Origin of the sequence: Virgibacillus halotolerans, from assembly GCF_016908515.1 — a bacterium.
In the GTDB taxonomy this organism is placed as follows: domain Bacteria; phylum Bacillota; class Bacilli; order Bacillales; family Amphibacillaceae; genus Virgibacillus_M; species Virgibacillus_M halotolerans.
In genome coordinates, this window is the sequence record NZ_JAFBEA010000005.1 from 213,101 (window position 1) to 230,685 (window position 17,585).

Sequence of the window (17,585 nt, forward strand, 5' to 3'; positions counted from 1 at the left end):
AGCGCTTACTAAAAGTATAGTTGATTACTCATTCGCATGGGCTTTTTTGGTTAAATGGTAGCAATTAATGTTTGAGTAGCCGAAAATTAACCTTTAATGGTTTATCTCAAATAGGGAGAAGAGCAATTTTCGTGCCGCTCGACTTACTGGAATAGTCGTCTGCTTCTTATCTCTTAAGGTCACATTACTTGTTCCATTGAACCATGGCGTAATTTCCTGTATATGATTAAGGTTGACCAAGTAACTCCGATGTGTTCTAAAAAAGGTAGATCCTTGCAGCTTTTTTTCCAGTTCTTGCAGTGTCATACGACTTTCGATCACTTTATTATCGGTATGAATTTCCAGCATCCTTTTAAATGGAACTGCATAATAGATAGAATCTGGTGATAATACAACCATTTTATCACCATCATCAATGAGTAACTTCGTTGTGGTAGGTGACTTTTGCTGTTTTAAATGACGCTCTACCTTTGTTTCGTCAGACTCCATTCGTTTATTAACCCGTGTCATTGCTCGTTTAAATTGTAGATCATCATATGGTTTTAATAGAAAATCGACAGCTTCTATTTCAAATGCTTCCACCGCATACGCATCAAATGCGGTCGTAAATATAAATAACGGCGGTTGGATATAGGCCAGTTGCGTAATCTGCTTCGCTGCCTCTATACCTGACATTCCTGGCATGTGCACATCAAGAAATATGACATCCGGTTCATGTTTCAGATATAGCGACACCAACTGATCCCCTGTCTCGGCGCTAGGGCAAAGCGTGACATCCGGCTCCTTTTCCAGTAAATAAATCAACTCTTCCATTGCCAATTGCTCATCTTCTGCGACCATTACATGCATTTTCATTAAAAGTACCTCCCTTTTCTAGTGCACCTACCCGAATGGAATCGTAAAAACTACTTCACTTCCATGAGTAGGTAAATTGCGTATATGTAGTGAAGCTTCTTCTCCTAATAACCGAACGAGCCGCTGATTAACATTGTATAAGCCTGTTCCCCCCTCATTAGAAGTAGAGAGAGGCATACGACCTGCACGATCTAGCATTGTTTCAGAAAAACCACAACCATTATCACGGACAATAATTTCAACATAAGATCCCTGCTTTTGGATGATGACTTCCACCTGCCCTCCCTCGGCCACTTGTCCCAAGCCATGCTGAACACAATTTTCAACAAGTGGTTGGATCGTGGATGGTGGGATTAAGACGTCCGACAGCGCTTCTGAATACGAGAAATGGACTTGTAAACGATTGGAAAATCGAGCTTGGATAATTTCCATATATGCCTTTACATGTGCACATTCCTTTTCCAGAGGGACAAGTGATACCGAAACCAAGCTTAGATTGAACCGCATATATTGTGCCAGCTGTACCGTGATATGACGCGCTTTATCGGCATCTCTTCTAAACAATGCCGCAATTAAATGAAGCGTATTAAATAAAAAATGGGGATTAATCTGCGCTTGAAGGTTTCTCAATTCTGCATCCCGAATATGCAATTTCAGTTTTTCGGCTGCAATTGTACGCTGTTGATTGGATATCAATTGTCCTAACCCTTTCGCTAATGTAACCTCAACTGGTCGAATATGCTGTGATTTCTTGAAATAAAACTTAATCAGTTGGATTACGTCATTTTCACCTATAATCGGAATAATAATTGCAGCTTCTAATGGGCAGTTTTTATTTCCACATTGAATTTCCGAATGGGAATGGGCAATTTGCATTTTTTTCGTATAAATCGCTTGTTGCGCCACAAATGTCGCGATTTGATCTCCTTCATGGTGGTGATCATCGCCTAACCCGATATGGGCCAGAACTTGCTGATCATTGGTGACAGAAACAGCGGCTAATTTTAATCGGTCATATAACAAACCTGCAATCCCTTTAGCCATATCACGCACATCATCCTTTTTCAAAAAAGGCAATGCTTCTTCAGCAATCGTTAGTGCCTGTCTCGTAGCTAGCGCAGCCTCACTTTCCTGTTCACGTAATACAATACCGATCATTGCAGTAAAAATAGCAATGGCGATACTGTTGGATAATACGATTGGTATCCCAATCGTATTAATCGTAGCAATCATTCCTGGTGGCTGTGTATCAAAAATTAGCAAAAACTGCATATGTAAAACAGGTGGAAATATACCAATAAATAAGGCTTTAAATGGTGAAATAACCCGTTCGTGCGAAAAGAAGCGGGCAGTTAGCCCCGCAAGTAAGCCAGTTATTGGATTCACAAGACTGTTTGCAAGAAAGCCAATTCCACCGATTCCAAAAAGATGTGCCCCGGCAATGAGGCCTGCTCCGAATCCAACAACAGGTCCTCCTAATAAGCCCGCAATTACAATCGCGACAAGGCTTGAGCTTACAGCCATTTGCCCCTCTTCTACTCCCCAGACAAGATCATGGTTAACCACAACATTACCTTCCATGACCACTCCTGTCATCGTGCCTGCGATGCCAAAAATGCCAAACATACATGCATGTATAATCGCCATTTTCATACTATATTCACGGTAAAGTAATGATCTGAATCCAGGAATACGTGTAAGAACAAATGCAAGCACTAATAATAATCCCAACCGTTCAAATAAAATCAGCGTCAAATCCATCAAGCGCCATCTCTCCTCGTATCAATCCCTGTTTGAGCTTTGATAAAAAATGCTGCATACGTATTATTGCTTTGGGATTTCTCACGAGACAGCATTGTACCTGCAAATGCACCTAAAAATCCAATTGGTATCGCAATAATCCCTGGATTGGACAATGGAAAAAGAGCTTCTCCGTGAATCCATCCTCCATCAAGGTTCATCATATGTGGACCAAACAGCAATAACATCATAGAAGCAATCAAACCGCTGGCCATTCCAACTATCACCCCCGTTTGATTAAAACGCTTCCAATAGATGGTGAAGAGCAATACTGGCAAATTACTGGATGCCGCCACTATAAAAGTTAATGAAACTAAGAAGGTAACATTAATATTTTTCAAGCCCAACGCGAACAATGTTGCAGTGATGCCAACTCCAAGTGCCGTCCACTGTGCCGCCCGTAGTTGTTCTTTTTCTGTAGCACGTCCCTTTTTAATAATATGATGGTATATATCATGTGAGAAAGCAGTTGTAGCTGAAATGACTAATCCTGCTACAACCGCTACAATCGTAGTAAATGCGATCGCTGAAATACAAGCAAGAAGAAAATCTCCCCCTAACGCTTCAGCTAACAGTGGTGCTGCTAAATTTCCTGTAGGATCGGCCACAACCAATTGATCCCATCCAATAAATGCAACCGTTCCCATACCAAGCACCAACGTAATGACATAAAACAGACCAATAATCCAACTGGCTGTAACAAGCGAGCGTCGTACTTCTTTAACATTTTTAACGGTATAAAAACGAATAAGAATATGTGGTAATCCTGCTGTTCCAAATAATAATGCAAGATGAAGTGAAATCGCTTCGACTGGATTGCTAAGCATATTACCAGGTAGGAAAAATTGATCCGCTAAAGGTGTTCCAATCTTTACTTGGCCAACCAACGCAGAAATGCTCCAATTAAAACGGGATAATACAATTAACGCAAGTAGAAATGTACCAGACATAAGCAGTACCGTTTTAACGATTTGTACCCATGAAGTAGCGTACATACCACCAAAGACTACATATATCGTCATTAAGCTTCCAATAATAACGACCGAAGTAGAATAATCAATATCTAATAACAAACGGATTAGCAGACCTGAGGCAACCAGCTGTGGAATCATATAAAGGATAGAGATAACAAATGCACCAACAGCCATCATCATCCGTATCTTATCGCTCGGAAATCGTGCACAAATCACATCACCAAGTGAATATTTGCCTAAATGATGCACAGGCTCAGCAATAAAAAATAATACAATCAAATAAGATACTAGAAAACCGATCGAATAAAAAAATCCATCATATCCATTAAGCGCAATCGTCCCGACAATGCCCAAAAAGGATGCGGCACTGATGAAATCTCCCGCGATTGCCATGCCATTTTGTATACCTGTCAAACTACCAGCGGCAGTATAATATTGATAGGTAGTTTTCGTATGTTGTGCTGCCCAATGCGTAATAATTAATGTACATATTACGATACATATAAAAAACAGAAAATATGTAAGATTCACTTCCTATCCCCCTGCCACTTATTTAGCGCTTCTACACAAAAAACACACAATTTTCAAATTTTTAAGCTTTTAAAATATGCGTTTAGCTCGCATTAGGAAATAGCTTAATAGAAATCGTAACCGAACTTTTAATATATGTAAAGACATGCGAATAAAAAAACCCGAATAACGGGTTTTTTCACTGTCCATTATTCGGGGAACTTTACTACTTTTTAATGATTAAACGCATTGGTCAAATCAGGAACGATTTGTTTTTTTCTTGATACAACACCTTTAAGCAATGCTTTGTTATTAACCAGTTTAATATCAAAGGCCTTTTCAACATTTTCCTTTGCATTACCCTGTGCCAAAATCTCTGAATCATTGTTTAGAATATCTGTAGCAGCCAACAAGAATAGCTCCAAGCCTTTTTCTTCAATTACCTTGTTCATTTCTGCTTCTATTTCAGCTTGTTTTTCATAGATCTTATTTGTATCCACTGTATTTACTTGAGCAATTTGTACATTTGCTTCACCCATAGCAAATACTTTAGCATCCATAGAAAGTAATTCAGCAACAGACTTATCGCTTAAATCTGCACCAGCCTGCAGCATTTCCATTCCATATGTTTCCAAATTAACACCAGCAATCTCAGCTAATTCATATGCAGCATCTACATCTTCCTTCGTACATGTTGGTGATTTTAACAACAATGAATCAGAAACAATTGCCGATACTAATAATCCTGCGATCGTTTTGGAAACTTCTATACCATTTTCTTTATACATTTTGTTCAATATCGTTGCAGTACAGCCTACCGGTTCAGCACGGAAATATAATGGTTCCTTTGTTTCGAAATTGGAAACACGATGATGGTCAATAACTTCTGAAATGCGAACATCTTTTATATTATCAACGCTTTGTTGAAATTCATTATGATCAACTAAAATAACATCCGTTATGTCACTGCCAACCTCTGCAATCATTTCTGGTGCATCGACACCAAAATAGTCAAGTGCAAACTGTGTTTCTTTATTAACCATTCCCAATCTTGCTGCTTCCGCATTAACGCCTAGTTTGTTCTTTAAGTCCGCATAAGCTAATGCAGAACAAATCGTATCTGTATCAGGACTCTTATGTCCAAAAATTAATGTTTTACCCATGTTATTCTCCCTCTCATGCAAGTATAGCTAGTCCTTTTATTAGATTACCATATTATATAAAAAAATAAAAATACTACGCAATGATCCATCCACATTCGTATTTTTCATCCCCCTTAAGAACATGTCATTTTACAATTGACCGATTTATTCCTATGATTGGTATGTACTTTATATTTAATGGAGGTTATAAAATGTCAAAACAATTTGATTTAGCACGTAATGGGTTACTTGGTTTTGTAAATAAACTGGATGAAAAAATCGTTGATATTCAGCCCGATCATTTCAATAACACACTGCGCTGGCACACGGGACATGTTCTTGTCACAACAGAATCACTATTATTTGGTTTTCCAAAGCAATCTGAGAATATCCCGGAAGCTTACCATTCCCTTTTTGCAACGGGGACAAAGCCTGCCGATTGGGAAGTAGAAGCACCAAGTCTTACGGATCTCGTAAAATATTTAGAGGAACAACACGAACGGGTTAATGGACTGTCAGATGCATTTTTTGCAGAAACGCTTCCATATACATTACCATTTGGAAACTTCAAAACATATGACGATATTTTTGCAATGATCCTGCAACATGAAGCGGAGCATCTGGGACAAATGAAAGCAATGCATCGAATCGTTTCGGAAAAGTAAGCCGATGAAAAACATTATTGTCATTGGTGGTGGCGTTCTAGGCGCTGCCACCGCTTATCAACTAGCAGGAAAAGGTGCTAGCGTCGTGCTCATCGATCGAAATGATCAAGGTCAAGCAACGGATGCAGCGGCCGGAATCGTTTGTCCTTGGCTGTCCCAGCGTCGAAATAAGGCATGGTATCGTTTAGCAAAAGGTGGCGCCGCCATTTATCCAGATTTGATCGAGGCGCTCGCAAATGATGGAGAGACCGAGACAGGTTATAACCGTGTAGGCGCAATCAGTATCCATACGGATGAAAAAAAGCTGATCGCCATGAAGGAACGTGCAATCAAGCGACGTGACCAGGCCCCTGAAATTGGTGAAGTTACGCTACTCAACACAACACAAACAAAGGAAATGTTTCCACCCTTAGCGGATGGTTACGGTTCTGTCCATGTTAGTGGCGCTGCCAGAGTCGATGGACGTGCACTGCGACATGCATTAGTGCAAGGTGCAAAAAAACGTGGAGCTACAATCATTCATGGTGATGCAAAGTTAATCTATCATGGCAACCAGATAACCGGTGCGGTTGTTCATGACAGTCTAATTGAAGCAGATACTGTTATTGCCACTTCTGGAGCATGGATGGATGAACTGCTGCAGCCATTGGGTGTTTCATTTAATGTAGTCCCACAACGTGCGCAAATCATGCATTTGCAGGTAACTGATTATAATACAGCAAAATGGCCAGTGATCATGCCACCGAATGATCAATATATGCTTAGCTTTCAAGACCAACGAATCGTCATTGGCGCAACACATGAAAATGAAGCTGGCTTTGATCACCGGGTGACTGCAGGTGGTATAAATGAAATTTTAACAAAAGCGCTCCAAGTAGCTCCTGGACTCGCTTCAAGTACTGTTCTAGAAACAAGGGTAGGTTTCCGCCCCTTTACTCCCAATTTCCTTCCTGTACTTGGTCCACTTCCAGGTTTTGATGGCCTATTGATCGCCAATGGTCTTGGTGCCTCTGGATTAACAATGGGACCTTATATTGGTAGTCAATTGACCAAGATCGCTCTTGGAGAAGAACCTGATATCGATATTACGGATTATGATGTTGCCAATGCACTGAAATAGTACAGATCTTGTCTGGTCTGTGCTATTTTCTTAGCTTTTCACTCCTTTCTATCTATTTACCAATAAAAAATTGTATAATATATTTACAGATAAAATACATTTTGGTACGCTTGTACTAATGATGAGGGAGGTTACCACTATGAAAGGCAAACTGGCTGTTGGGATTATTGTACTACTTACAATTATTGTTCTAGCTTTTTCTTGGTTATGGTTGCAAAATATTATTGATGACTATGATATCGAGCGTTCAATATCAACTACTATCGAAGACATTTTTTAGTGATGCAAAAAATGGGGTGGTTCATAACTTCTATTCTTTTGTTCTTCTGGTCTTTGTTCGCTTATCGTGTATATTGCATGAATAAATACAATTCTTATCTTTTTAACAGATAACGCTTTGATAATCGCTTCAACCTTGGATAATTCACTTTGAACCGGATGATTAACTTTCATAGTTGGGATCACCTAGCACTTTCAGTTATCATTTGGAGTGTATATTTAATCAAAGAAGGATATAAATGTGGGTTAAACTTATAATTCGGAGATACAGCATGTCGTTCAAAGTATGGAATAATCTCTTGAACTATCTTCTGTGTTAATTGCTGGGGTATATGATAGAAGCCACTTAGCGTTGCATAACTGTCATCCCCCATAGGCAGTAAGAGACCCGTTAACACCTCACCAGACTTTGGTAATTGCAATAGCTCACGCTGTATAGATAACCTCCTTATTTTCCCCTCAAATACATCACACAGATAGTAAACACAGGCTTCTTCGTCTTCAGGTTCTATCACATAGTAGAACCCAGCATTAAGCTGAAGCCAGCTTACTAACACTTCTTGCACTTGTCTACGCTTCTTTTTCAATTTGTGTTTATTTTTCTGTAAATAAATTTGATAAATCGTTTTCTGTTCAATCCCTATAGGTGAACAAAATGTCCCCCACCAAACCAGTTGTGGGAAAATAGCTTCTTCCTCTTCCTTTGAAATGTTCATCTCAGCAATTAATACTTCAATTAATTCCAGGATTTCCTCATTATAGTCATTAACCAAAAAGAAAAATAGCTCATCAAGCACAGCAAATAATTCTTTACGTAGATCATGCATGAAATCTGATTGTGATACCATTCGTTTTTCCTCCTTTTTCATTTTTATCATTCTACCACGGAATAAAATTATCTGCAGAAGCCATAAATTCATTTCAAATATAAAGGAGCTATTGAAAATACTATTTTCTTCAGGGGAAAATAGTATTTTCAATACGAATTCATTACTAAATATGCAATTTCTATGAAAAACAAAGTTTCCTGTTTATAACGATCCACGCATATCGTCACCACTTAAATATCTAGATTCTGTATAGGCAATCAATTCTGTTAACTTTATATATGAAAACTGAAATATGGGGCTTTGAATAAATGTAAATATAATGGTAAATAAAAACACAGGACCACCAAGAAAAAAGCCAATGACTAAGACTGAAGTCTCTGTAATTATTCTAACCCTGCGAATTGGCGCATTCAACTTTTGTGCAATCGATAGCATAAAGCCATCGCGAGGCCCTGAACCAACACCAGCCGCATTATACATGCCCCCACCAAATCCCATGAATACAATACCTGAAATTATCACAATCACATCTGTCCATGTGTAATTTGCCATTGGTAAAACATCCAGCCATAGGAACAAATCAACAAATACCCCAATAAATATGGCATTTAGAAATGTACCTAGTTTTATATACCTTTTATCAAGTATCCATGACACAACAATTAATAGGATTGAAATAATAATTGCCCATGATCCAATGGATAGACCAATCATGTTATGAAACGCTACATTTAAAACATCCCATGGGTGTATGCCAAGATGCTGTACCCTTATGGTGAGACTAATGCCAAAGCTGAAAAGAATAAGACCTAATGTGTAAACAGACCACCGTAAAACCTTCCTCAGTTTCATCAACCCTCTTTCATCTTTCCTATAATAAAGCGTATTCACTGTATCTTTAATACTAACAGACTTTGTTTATTCATCTAACATGTTTGCAACATTCCTAATCAAACGTTCTTTTCTTATCCATTTTATTCTAAACTTATTGTTATGATTTTCTATATTAGAAAACTTGGCGTTCGTCAAACTTTTAATGACAGTGCCTTCGTTGCACTTATGCAGATAGGAAAGTATAAACTTTCCTATCTGCATAAAAAAGCAGGGAACCAAGGTCCCCCCCCCGTTATTATACTTAATGATATTTCTATTGTCTCAGTACTAAAAATTTCAGTTTGCGCCTGCTATGTTGCATTTTACAAATAGATATCTTAGGAAGCTACAGTAATATCCGTATCAGTATTTTTTTAAAAGACTGTGACATAGTACTTCATTCATGTAAAACTCAAATTTTCACGCAAAAAAAATACGCTATCTAAGTGAATAGATAGCGTACTCTGTATTACAATAAGTACCAGTGGCCGGGATCGAACCGGCACTCCCGTGAAGGAACGGGATTTTGAGTCCCGCGCGTCTGCCAATTCCGCCACACTGGCATAGTGACACGGCTTAAATCCGTTAGGCAGTTCGCTTTATCCGATCTAACTTCGTGTGATCCGACGTTTATCCGGGAAAAGCGCGTAAATGTATAATATCACGGTGACTGTTCGGTGTCAACAATAAATCGTATTAAGAGATCAATTCCGCAGTACCTTCGACATTTGCGTCCGACATCATCCGCCTAATTCGATCGACACGAGTCGGATTTATTCCGTAGAATTTAACGACTGGGGGCAGCTTTCCGTTCTTCCGATATAGCGATTGTAACTCGGAATATGTGGCGACCTTTTCCCGGTTAACGGACATCCGCTGGTAACGATCAACTTCAATAAACGTCTTCCTTCCTTCATATACGCAATTAGCATCCGGAGTAAATACGACTTTTCCTTTCTTACTTCGGTACGACATCTTCTGTTCTGTACGCCAGACCTCCGGCATCTCTAGCGACAGATACGCTTCATTCGTCAGCAATGTATGCTCGATGTAATCACGGGCGGAGGTTGGGCTGTAATCGTCGTCTAATAGGTACCTCCCTTCCTTCGTTAATCCGTATATCTTCTGATGCCATCTCACGGACTTTAGTAATCCATCGTCCTCTAGCCGCGCCAATATACGATTCGCGTTCCTCACCGCACCAAGTCCGCATGCTTCCTGTAACTGCGACCTAGTTGCGTAAGTCATCCGATTCAAGCGTGATAATATCATCATCGTCCTTACGTGGAACTTCTGCTGAAAGTACACCGTCATTTCCGAACACCCTTTCCGTATCTACTCGATATTTACTTAACCTCTCCGCCATTTCTCCGTCGGAAATGTACGGTACTTGTACTTCCTGGCGATCAATCGTGCGGTATATACCTCGACCTGGATGCGGTAAATACTCCGCTCCATTTTCGTCAATAGCTACGCGACTGGCGAGTTCTGACGGCAACCGGAAAGCTACTTTCGCGTCGGCATTCTGCTTAACTGCGCGGGGCAACGAATCGCCAGTCGGATATTGTGTCGCGTGAATTAATCGCCACCCTAACGCTCCTGCTACGCGAGTGATCTCCGCCATAGCCGATTGACAGAAACGCATAAGATTCTTTTCTTCCTTCGACATAAATGGCTCAGGCGTAAGTTGCGCGGCTTCATCAATAACGATAAACGTCCGATGCCTAATCGGAGTGTCAACGATATTCGTGTAGCCGTTACGCTTAAACTCCGCCATCGTACGTTTCATTTCGTCCTTTAACCTCGTAAATATTTCCGCTGCATCTTCGGCGTCAGACGCGACCGCCTTAACTTGGCGCAGCGATTCGTATTTACCGAATTCTAATCCGCCCTTTAAGTCGATCATATAAAACGAAACATCGTCCGCCTGATGTTCGCAAAGGTACGTCATAATATTCTTTAGGAATATCGTCTTACCTTGACGCGTCGATCCGGCCACCGTCATATGCGGAGTCTTATCGAAGTCGTGAAATAACCAACCGTCAAGTGTACGTCCTACTGGCGCTAGATAACCGGCACGTATCGGCACTTCATCGTACAATACACGGTCTGTGAGCGTCTCATTATACAGTTTAATACGTAACATACCCCCGTCTAGTTTGACCGCCACAGGCACGCTAAAAGCGCTTGTAATGGCGTTGGTGATCGACTCTGATAGCGTCTTACCTAACGGCAATGAGTAGACGTGTTCTACGTAATTATCTCCGTCGATGTACCCGTGATATTTCGGCTGCTGCGGTTTTAGGTTTCCGTAGATGTCGCGATATTCCCGAAGGAAGTTGTTACGTCGGAATATAACGGACAGGCGCTTTTTGTACGTCATCTTGCGGTCAGGAAGGAAAACGGACGAGGCTATTAATATAGCTGACGAGTATGCAATTATCGAAAACAAACGTACCACCTCCTATACTTATGGATGTTCCAACGTGTATTCCGACGACTATTCCAGGTCGACGACCATGCGGGTATAGTTAGTTGGAATATGCCAAACTTGCGATTGAAGCTGGAACGACAATGTTTCGTCTATTCCACGTTGGTATTCCGTCTGGCTCTTACACTATATGTATATAAGCTGGGAATGTTCTTTATTACTCTTTTATTTTCTATGGGGCGGATTTTTTGAGGAGTGGTGTGGAGGATGTAACTCTGTACTTCTTATTATGTTTTATTACTATACTTATAGTATGTCCGTTTGCGTCGCACGGTATACATAAAATAAATAAAAAATCCCCGCCCGAAGGCGAGGAGTATTCCGTACTATTATAATTTACCTGCGTTCAACCTGCGCTGTAATTCCTTCACCATTACGGAAGGATTCGATACTTTTCCGTCAACTGGCGTTTTAAATCGTCGTTGCATCGCTTTGTACGTATCCGGACCGAGATAGCCGTCAGCCGTGACGCCAACTAGCGCCTGCAATGCCTTAACCATCGGGGAAGGTTTCGATATCTTACCGTCGACCGGAGTGCCGAAATAGCGCTGTAATGCTTTCGTCGTAGCCGCGCCCCAATAACCGTCGACTTTAATGCTTGCCTTCTTAGGCGTCGATTTAGCCGGCGCAGATGTCGACTTACCATTTAGCTTGGCGTAGGTCGCTTTGCCCGCCATTCCGTCCGCAGTCAAGCCGTTCATTGACTGAAACCGACGTACCGCATCTTCCGTATCATCACCATAATACGAGTCTACGCCGTTATTCTTAGCGCCCTTGTTCGGGTAGTACGGAGGTTTGTTGTTCGCCAACATCGTCTGTAGCTGCTTTACGGGGGCGCCGTATTCTCCGATACCTAGCGTCTGTCCCGTCCAGTTTCCGGTTACCTTCGTCCACGTCCGTTTAGGCTTCGATACAGTCGCCGGCTTTGTCTCCGTATTAGGTGCGGAAACTGTTCCGCTAGATGGAGCTTTACCCTTGTACGCCTTAACCTGCGTCATAAACTTCGACTTATCTAGGCCGCTTCCGGGGCACGTCTTAGGCGCTTTTCCGTTAATTAAACATTCACGGTGGAATACGCACGGCTTTCCTTTGGTTACGTGGATGTAATGACATACCGCTAAAACGGAGTCTAATTGACTTCCGCCTAATATATCGTTGCCTTTGTCGAAGTTACCGATCGTCTCGAACATAAACGGATGGCTTGCGCTTGTTCCGTTATAACCGGTAGCTGACGCAGGCATCATCGTAATATTACGTCCAAGTACGATTTTACCGTCCTTGCCAATCGTTATATGCTGCGCAACATCCTGCCATCCGTTGGTGTTAACGTGGTAATTCCGCATGTTACGGTGTAAGTCTACTGTCGGCTGATTATTACTATGGTCAGGCTTATACGTGTGGTGAACGTGTACTCGACTGATGCTGCTCGATACGTATGATCCGTAATTCTTATCGAGCCAATCGACGAAATCTTTACCGTTGTTAAATACCTTATTTGCCGTCCAACTCATAATATCGTCTCCCCTTCGTTAAAATTTCGCAAATAAAAAAGACGCCGGTTAGGGCGCCTTGCGTTTATCTCTTATTCAACTTTAGATAACCAGTTAGTTGAGTATGGGTTATTCTTCTTCATCGTCAATGATTGGCTCTATTGATTCAGATATTACGACTGTCCCTTGAATATCTTTTACCACATATTCATTTCCGTTATCATCAACCCATTTGTCTCCAACTTCGATATCACCCAACATTATTACCCACCTTCTCCACCATAAAAAATAACTTGAATATAGGGGTTCTGACAGTTTGGTCGCCTTGATTTCGATATCTAATTTTAATCGGCAAGCTGTTGCTTAAAACCGATGTGTCTCTGATAGTCTCTACCATCTCATAGATGTCAGACGGGGTTACATCTCCTGTATATGCCTGTTGCCTTCTACCAGGTATGGTTCCCCTCATAAACTGCTTACTTTCCCCCTCGATGCTCATTATAAAGTTACTATCTGATTGACTTTCTCCGTGATATATCCAAATAAGATGTTTACCTGTTGAATCTGTGTTTCTGTAAGCAAAGTAACCAAACCTTTTTAAAGTCCAAATTTCTCCGGGTTTGGAATAAACATCAAAGACTTGATCTTTTCCAGGTTCAACATCGTTTCCCGCAACTTCAACTTCAATAAAGTTCTTGTTTGGATTAACAAGAATACCATCCTCAACATTACTCCCAATTACTTGAGTATCAAACGTACCATCCAACCGTTCCAATATGTCCGCCTGCGTCCGCTTAATCTCCGCCAATTCCGCACTAACATCCGCATCCTTTACGTTCTGCACCTCCGGAAAATTACCGACAGTCACGTCGCCTTGTTCCGGTTGATTTACGACATTAACGTGAAGCGCCCCGTTCGACCCTTCCGTAACCTCGAACTCACTCCGACCTGCTACCTTATGCTGCGGAGCCGGTCCGTCCAACGCCCGCTTTAGTCTTGCGTTTATATCCGCCATCTTATCGCCTCCATACCGCTATTTATCCGTTTTCTTCCGCTCTTTCATATTACGCATATGTGCGTCTGCCTTCTGCGCTTCCTTCGTGACGCTGTTATTCTTCCACCACGCCACCAGCGCTGCCCCTGCGTTAAGTACGACTGTTACCGACATCTCTACGTCAGCCTCTGCGAACGGCAGTACGTCAAATCCCGCTAGTTGTAATGACGTGTTAACTAACGCCAATACTAGGACTGCCGTACGGATGATTGCGCCTTTACTCATACTCCGTAATTTGTTCGCCATGTTATCGTCCTCCCCCCTATGAAAAATTCGCCTAACCTCCGAAGATAGACGTGATTGCTATTCCGATTATTCCTGCGACAACAGCGGTAATCACCGCCGTTATAATTGCTCCGGTTATCTTCCGCCGAATCCAATTCGTATCTTCCTTAATCTCGCCTAGTGACTCCTTGAGCGCGCTTATTTCCTGCGCCTGCATCTGATCGCTGAATTCTAGCTTCGTAATGTCCGCTTTAAACGTAGTCTGATTCGCCTTTACCTGCGACATATCCTGCTTTAATTCCGTGATGTCCTGCTGTACGCGGTTTTGCCACTCGTCCATTTCGCTCACCCCTCCGGTGTTTCCGTTTGGCATCGTTCGACCCCCTACTATCTCCGCCGTCTTCCGTATAGTGTAGCAACCGACCGCAAAGGACGACCCCGTGCGGTTCGGCTAGGAGGAGCCGTAAACTCCTCCGCTATTTACTTCGCGGACTCTTCGTCTGCTTGCGCGTCAAGTTCCGCAACCTTGTCCGCCTGTACCTTCTCGAGTTCCTTCTGCGATTCTTGATACGCGATAGATACCGCGAGTTTTTCGCCTGTAAGTGCGCCCACTTCGTTTTGTAACGCTTGGATTAGCGTGTTCTGGCGGCGTAGTTGCGTGGTTAATTGTTCGTACGTCGGTTGTTCGTTATTATTCATTATTTATCCTCCAATAATTCAATTCTGTTCGTCAGCTCCTGGTTACTTTTCACAAGACTTGCTACCACGTCGTCCACAGCAACGTCAAGCCCATTAATCCTGTATGCGGGCCTACCCTCGTTCGTTGTTCTTAATAAGTCTATTTCTCTTACTAACTCAGTTCCTTCGTTCTCAGTAGGGCGTAGAGAAAGCAGTGAAAATGTTCCGGACGCAATCGCTTCATTTCCGTTAGGTAATAAGAATCTATACGCTTTAATAGGGCGATAACTTACTGCATCTCCGCCGCCCATTTCGTTAGTGGTAATGCGTACCTCACCAGTTGAGGTTCCAATATAGAAGTTCGCCCCGCTATCATTGACTCTTATAGAGTTTCCGCGAATATGCCTTGCTCGAAAATCTCTGAACGACGGACTCCCATTATTATTACCGTTCAAATTGGTTACTCGGACCTCGCCTTCACCGCCGGAAGTCATAAGATATAAGTTAGTAGACCTGGTTTGTAAATCTCCTATAAGATTACGCGCAGATATGTCATAGGTAGCGTTCATATACCCTGCGGAGAAGTCACCAGCGTTAGGTGTCCCGTCTCCGTCCGTTGCATATACGGTTGACCTCCCGGACGCTGATTTCTTAAATCTCACGCCACTACCAAACCCGGAACTAGGCGATCCATAACGGATTACACCGTCAGTATCGCTGGGACTAGTGTGATCCTTTACGTAAAATTGAAATACGTTATTACCTACTCTCCCTGTCTCAGTCGGGCGTAAGTTGATAACGCCTCTACCGGTCCTTATGTCGACGTCTTTGTCAGCATCTAATATAATATCACGATAGTTTGTCCGTATTCCTATAGTACCCCGGTTAGAAAACAGCGACATACCTCTCACGGTACTGTCGTACATGTGCGAAAAGAATTCGATAACACCAGAACCACTGTACTCCTGATTACTACTTTCGTCATCATATCCCCGAATAAACGTTGATATCCCGTGATCCGAGTAGTAAAGTCTCTTATCTTCGTTATAGTTTTCCGCTAATAAGTAACCGTTACGCATCTGTATTCCAACTTCGTGCTCTTTCGTCTGACCCCACCATGTCCTAGTATACGTACCGTGCGCCTCAAAGTGGTCACCACTCATATAGATGAAATTTCTGCCTGACCCGCCTTGTATCGCTACTTGATCTGCGTTCAATATTCCAGCCGTAATAACATCGGCAACTATGCCATCCCCCGTCATCGCAGTCCTAAACGTATTTCCTCCGTCGTTACTAATCCCAATTCCTGCCGAATTAAGCAACGTCAGTAAATTCGGGTTACGTTTATCGACCGCAAGTATGCCGTTTATACCGAATGACAATTCCGTCTGCGCGTTCTGTAATGCTCTAGTCGCGTTCCTTACGGCATCGTCAAGTACGCTAAATGGTAACTTGCGGCGCCCCTCGACTAATTCGTTAATCCGGTCAACCGCCGTACTCATATTCGACTGATGGCGTTTAGTCAACGATTCCGAACCGATTGTCAGTTTCATATCGACGACATTACCTCGCCAATCCTTCGTCACTGAAACGTCAATAACGCGGACTTCTTCGTCTAGTCCGATCCTTTCATCGATAACAAAAACACGATCCCCGAGTTCCGGCTGCGCTAATGCGTAGCCCTGACGTCGTAAATCGTGTATGTCCGTTGTAATGCTTATCTTTAGTGATTCGTCAACTAACGCCTTTAGTCCGCTGTCCATACGGGAGGCGGTCGAGATACGTCCGTCTTTGATCGGAGGCGCGTGGCGTATTCCTAGTATCTTCGCTAGAGGAGACGTATATTCCCGTATTAGTTTGGCGTCCTGCCAGTCGCTAGACTCCCCGTCACCTTCGCCCTCATTTCCGTAATTACCGTATCCCTTGGCGTACGTCCAATACTCATTAGCGTCGATCTCCTTGACGATGTTTGACGCGTTAAGCTTATATCGGTACACGAAAGATGTATCCCGTCCAATCTGGCGCTCGATGTAAACGGTGTTTCCGACGATGCGGAACTCCGCCTTATACCTATCTAAAGCCCGCTTAAACGTTTCTAACCGCGACTCCCCGGCGCCAAATCCTTCCCACTCGACCGCATCAAATACGTCGGATAGGACGAAACCGAACGGCATGCCTTCGAATATCTTAGTGAACGCCGAAATCGCCGTCATGTGTTCGTTGTATTCTTCGTAGATACGTTCATTATCCATCGTATCGAAGAATAACGGTACCGCTTTGATGTCGACGTTTAATAGCGACCCCTCGCCTTTCTTCTTCGCGTAGATTATTTTGTGTACGACGTCATTACCGTCAATTACCTCCCACATCTCCGCGATGTCATTTATGAAAGTTGCGTTGACTTTCGTCGGGAGTACGCTGAAAGATATTGACTGGTTTCCATTAAGTTCGAGATCGTGCGTGATGGTCGCTTGCACCGGAAACTCTTCACCGTTTAAGTTACGGACGTACGAGACATTGTCCACTTGTATCGGTGGTTCCGACTGACCTCCTACCTGGAATACTGGGGTTATAAAGTTATTCTCGATAATTTCTCACC

The 17,585-nt window shown here is 42.4% G+C and carries 19 protein-coding genes and 1 tRNA gene; 3 read left to right on the plus strand and 17 right to left on the minus strand.

What is annotated here, in order from left to right; translation table 11 throughout:
• Window positions 1-93 precede the first annotated feature (93 nt).
• The 4 genes from JOC34_RS13550 to JOC34_RS13565 all read right to left on the minus strand — a co-directional run bounded on the left by JOC34_RS13550 (window position 94) and on the right by JOC34_RS13565 (window position 5,302).
• A complete protein-coding gene (locus tag JOC34_RS13550; RefSeq protein ID WP_205137310.1) occupies window positions 94-855 on the minus strand; it encodes a LytR/AlgR family response regulator transcription factor in 762 nt (253 codons plus the stop codon).
• Window positions 856-882: 27 nt separating this feature from the next.
• A complete protein-coding gene (locus JOC34_RS13555; RefSeq protein WP_338062679.1) occupies window positions 883-2,616 on the minus strand; it encodes a LytS/YhcK type 5TM receptor domain-containing protein in 1,734 nt (577 codons plus the stop codon).
• Window positions 2,616-4,160 carry a sodium:solute symporter family transporter gene (locus JOC34_RS13560; RefSeq protein WP_205137312.1) on the minus strand — a complete coding sequence of 515 codons (1,545 nt, stop codon included), beginning with the start codon at window positions 4,158-4,160 and terminating at the stop codon, window positions 2,616-2,618. Before JOC34_RS13560 ends, JOC34_RS13555 begins: the two co-directional genes overlap by 1 nt.
• Before the next feature lie 212 nt (window positions 4,161-4,372).
• On the minus strand, window positions 4,373-5,302 hold the full coding sequence (locus JOC34_RS13565; RefSeq protein WP_205137313.1) for a manganese-dependent inorganic pyrophosphatase: 930 nt from the start codon (window positions 5,300-5,302) through the stop codon (window positions 4,373-4,375).
• 191 nt (window positions 5,303-5,493) lie between these two features.
• On the opposite strand from JOC34_RS13565, the gene JOC34_RS13570 reads away from it, so the two are divergent.
• The 3 genes from JOC34_RS13570 (at window position 5,494) to JOC34_RS13580 (ending at window position 7,346) form a co-directional block, all read left to right on the plus strand.
• Complete coding sequence (locus JOC34_RS13570) at window positions 5,494-5,946, plus strand: DinB family protein (protein ID WP_205137314.1); 453 nt, start codon at window positions 5,494-5,496, stop codon at window positions 5,944-5,946.
• A 4-nt stretch (window positions 5,947-5,950) separates the two neighbouring features.
• On the plus strand, window positions 5,951-7,066 hold the full coding sequence (locus tag JOC34_RS13575; protein WP_205137315.1) for an NAD(P)/FAD-dependent oxidoreductase: 1,116 nt from the start codon (window positions 5,951-5,953) through the stop codon (window positions 7,064-7,066).
• A 139-nt stretch (window positions 7,067-7,205) separates the two neighbouring features.
• The gene (locus tag JOC34_RS13580; protein WP_205137316.1) at window positions 7,206-7,346 is read left to right on the plus strand and encodes a hypothetical protein; all 141 of its coding nucleotides are present in this window, start codon (window positions 7,206-7,208) and stop codon (window positions 7,344-7,346) included.
• On the opposite strand, the gene JOC34_RS13585 is transcribed toward JOC34_RS13580, so the two are convergent.
• The 13 genes from JOC34_RS13585 to JOC34_RS13640 all read right to left on the minus strand — a co-directional run bounded on the left by JOC34_RS13585 (window position 7,343) and on the right by JOC34_RS13640 (window position 17,511).
• Window positions 7,343-7,519: a hypothetical protein gene (locus JOC34_RS13585; RefSeq protein WP_205137317.1), complete on the minus strand. Its 177-nt coding sequence runs from the start codon at window positions 7,517-7,519 to the stop codon at window positions 7,343-7,345. The genes JOC34_RS13580 and JOC34_RS13585 overlap by 4 nt on opposite strands.
• An 8-nt stretch (window positions 7,520-7,527) precedes the next feature.
• Window positions 7,528-8,193, minus strand: coding sequence for a hypothetical protein (locus tag JOC34_RS13590; RefSeq protein WP_205137318.1), 666 nt, complete (start codon window positions 8,191-8,193; stop codon window positions 7,528-7,530).
• Window positions 8,194-8,376: 183 nt separating this feature from the next.
• The gene (locus JOC34_RS13595) at window positions 8,377-9,027 is read right to left on the minus strand and encodes a YczE/YyaS/YitT family protein (protein WP_239544379.1); all 651 of its coding nucleotides are present in this window, start codon (window positions 9,025-9,027) and stop codon (window positions 8,377-8,379) included.
• Between the two features lie 500 nt (window positions 9,028-9,527).
• A tRNA-Leu gene (locus JOC34_RS13600) sits at window positions 9,528-9,611 on the minus strand.
• Between the two features lie 133 nt (window positions 9,612-9,744).
• Window positions 9,745-10,323 (minus strand): replication-relaxation family protein, encoded by a 579-nt coding sequence (locus JOC34_RS13605; RefSeq protein ID WP_205137319.1) that lies wholly within the window; start codon window positions 10,321-10,323, stop codon window positions 9,745-9,747.
• Window positions 10,280-11,500, minus strand: coding sequence for an FtsK/SpoIIIE domain-containing protein (locus JOC34_RS13610; RefSeq protein WP_205137320.1), 1,221 nt, complete (start codon window positions 11,498-11,500; stop codon window positions 10,280-10,282). Before JOC34_RS13610 ends, JOC34_RS13605 begins: the two co-directional genes overlap by 44 nt.
• A gap of 368 nt (window positions 11,501-11,868) precedes the next feature.
• Window positions 11,869-13,050 (minus strand): peptidoglycan recognition protein family protein, encoded by a 1,182-nt coding sequence (locus JOC34_RS22005; protein ID WP_205137321.1) that lies wholly within the window; start codon window positions 13,048-13,050, stop codon window positions 11,869-11,871.
• Between the two features lie 108 nt (window positions 13,051-13,158).
• Complete coding sequence (locus JOC34_RS22010; protein ID WP_275577702.1) at window positions 13,159-13,287, minus strand: hypothetical protein; 129 nt, start codon at window positions 13,285-13,287, stop codon at window positions 13,159-13,161.
• On the minus strand, window positions 13,280-14,044 hold the full coding sequence (locus JOC34_RS13620) for a hypothetical protein (protein ID WP_205137322.1): 765 nt from the start codon (window positions 14,042-14,044) through the stop codon (window positions 13,280-13,282). Before JOC34_RS13620 ends, JOC34_RS22010 begins: the two co-directional genes overlap by 8 nt.
• An 18-nt stretch (window positions 14,045-14,062) precedes the next feature.
• Window positions 14,063-14,329, minus strand: a complete 267-nt coding sequence (locus JOC34_RS13625; RefSeq protein WP_205137323.1) for a phage holin — start codon at window positions 14,327-14,329, stop codon at window positions 14,063-14,065.
• 31 nt (window positions 14,330-14,360) lie between these two features.
• Window positions 14,361-14,681: a hemolysin XhlA family protein gene (locus JOC34_RS13630; RefSeq protein WP_205137324.1), complete on the minus strand. Its 321-nt coding sequence runs from the start codon at window positions 14,679-14,681 to the stop codon at window positions 14,361-14,363.
• A 107-nt stretch (window positions 14,682-14,788) separates the two neighbouring features.
• Window positions 14,789-15,007: a hypothetical protein gene (locus tag JOC34_RS13635; RefSeq protein WP_205137325.1), complete on the minus strand. Its 219-nt coding sequence runs from the start codon at window positions 15,005-15,007 to the stop codon at window positions 14,789-14,791.
• Window positions 15,007-17,511, minus strand: coding sequence for a phage tail protein (locus tag JOC34_RS13640; RefSeq protein WP_420856146.1), 2,505 nt, complete (start codon window positions 17,509-17,511; stop codon window positions 15,007-15,009). The genes JOC34_RS13635 and JOC34_RS13640 overlap by 1 nt, the downstream gene beginning before the upstream one ends.
• Window positions 17,512-17,585: the final 74 nt, after the last annotated feature.

Bases quoted from the DNA above. Each gene is read 5' to 3' on its own strand.
- JOC34_RS13550 (WP_205137310.1), bottom strand. From the start codon at position 855: ATGAAAATGCATGTAATGGTCGCAGAAGATGAGCAATTGGCAATGGAA.
- JOC34_RS13555 (WP_338062679.1), bottom strand. From the start codon at position 2,616: ATGGATTTGACGCTGATTTTATTTGAACGGTTGGGATTATTATTAGTG.
- JOC34_RS13565 (WP_205137313.1), bottom strand. From the start codon at position 5,302: ATGGGTAAAACATTAATTTTTGGACATAAGAGTCCTGATACAGATACG.
- JOC34_RS13570 (WP_205137314.1), top strand. From the start codon at position 5,494: ATGTCAAAACAATTTGATTTAGCACGTAATGGGTTACTTGGTTTTGTA.
- JOC34_RS13575 (WP_205137315.1), top strand. From the start codon at position 5,951: ATGAAAAACATTATTGTCATTGGTGGTGGCGTTCTAGGCGCTGCCACC.
- JOC34_RS13580 (WP_205137316.1), top strand. From the start codon at position 7,206: ATGAAAGGCAAACTGGCTGTTGGGATTATTGTACTACTTACAATTATT.
- JOC34_RS13585 (WP_205137317.1), bottom strand. From the start codon at position 7,519: ATGAAAGTTAATCATCCGGTTCAAAGTGAATTATCCAAGGTTGAAGCG.
- JOC34_RS13590 (WP_205137318.1), bottom strand. From the start codon at position 8,193: ATGGTATCACAATCAGATTTCATGCATGATCTACGTAAAGAATTATTT.
- JOC34_RS13595 (WP_239544379.1), bottom strand. From the start codon at position 9,027: ATGAAACTGAGGAAGGTTTTACGGTGGTCTGTTTACACATTAGGTCTT.
- JOC34_RS13605 (WP_205137319.1), bottom strand. From the start codon at position 10,323: ATGATGATATTATCACGCTTGAATCGGATGACTTACGCAACTAGGTCG.
- JOC34_RS22005 (WP_205137321.1), bottom strand. From the start codon at position 13,050: ATGAGTTGGACGGCAAATAAGGTATTTAACAACGGTAAAGATTTCGTC.
- JOC34_RS13620 (WP_205137322.1), bottom strand. From the start codon at position 14,044: ATGGCGGATATAAACGCAAGACTAAAGCGGGCGTTGGACGGACCGGCT.
- JOC34_RS13625 (WP_205137323.1), bottom strand. From the start codon at position 14,329: ATGGCGAACAAATTACGGAGTATGAGTAAAGGCGCAATCATCCGTACG.
- JOC34_RS13630 (WP_205137324.1), bottom strand. From the start codon at position 14,681: ATGCCAAACGGAAACACCGGAGGGGTGAGCGAAATGGACGAGTGGCAA.
- JOC34_RS13635 (WP_205137325.1), bottom strand. From the start codon at position 15,007: ATGAATAATAACGAACAACCGACGTACGAACAATTAACCACGCAACTA.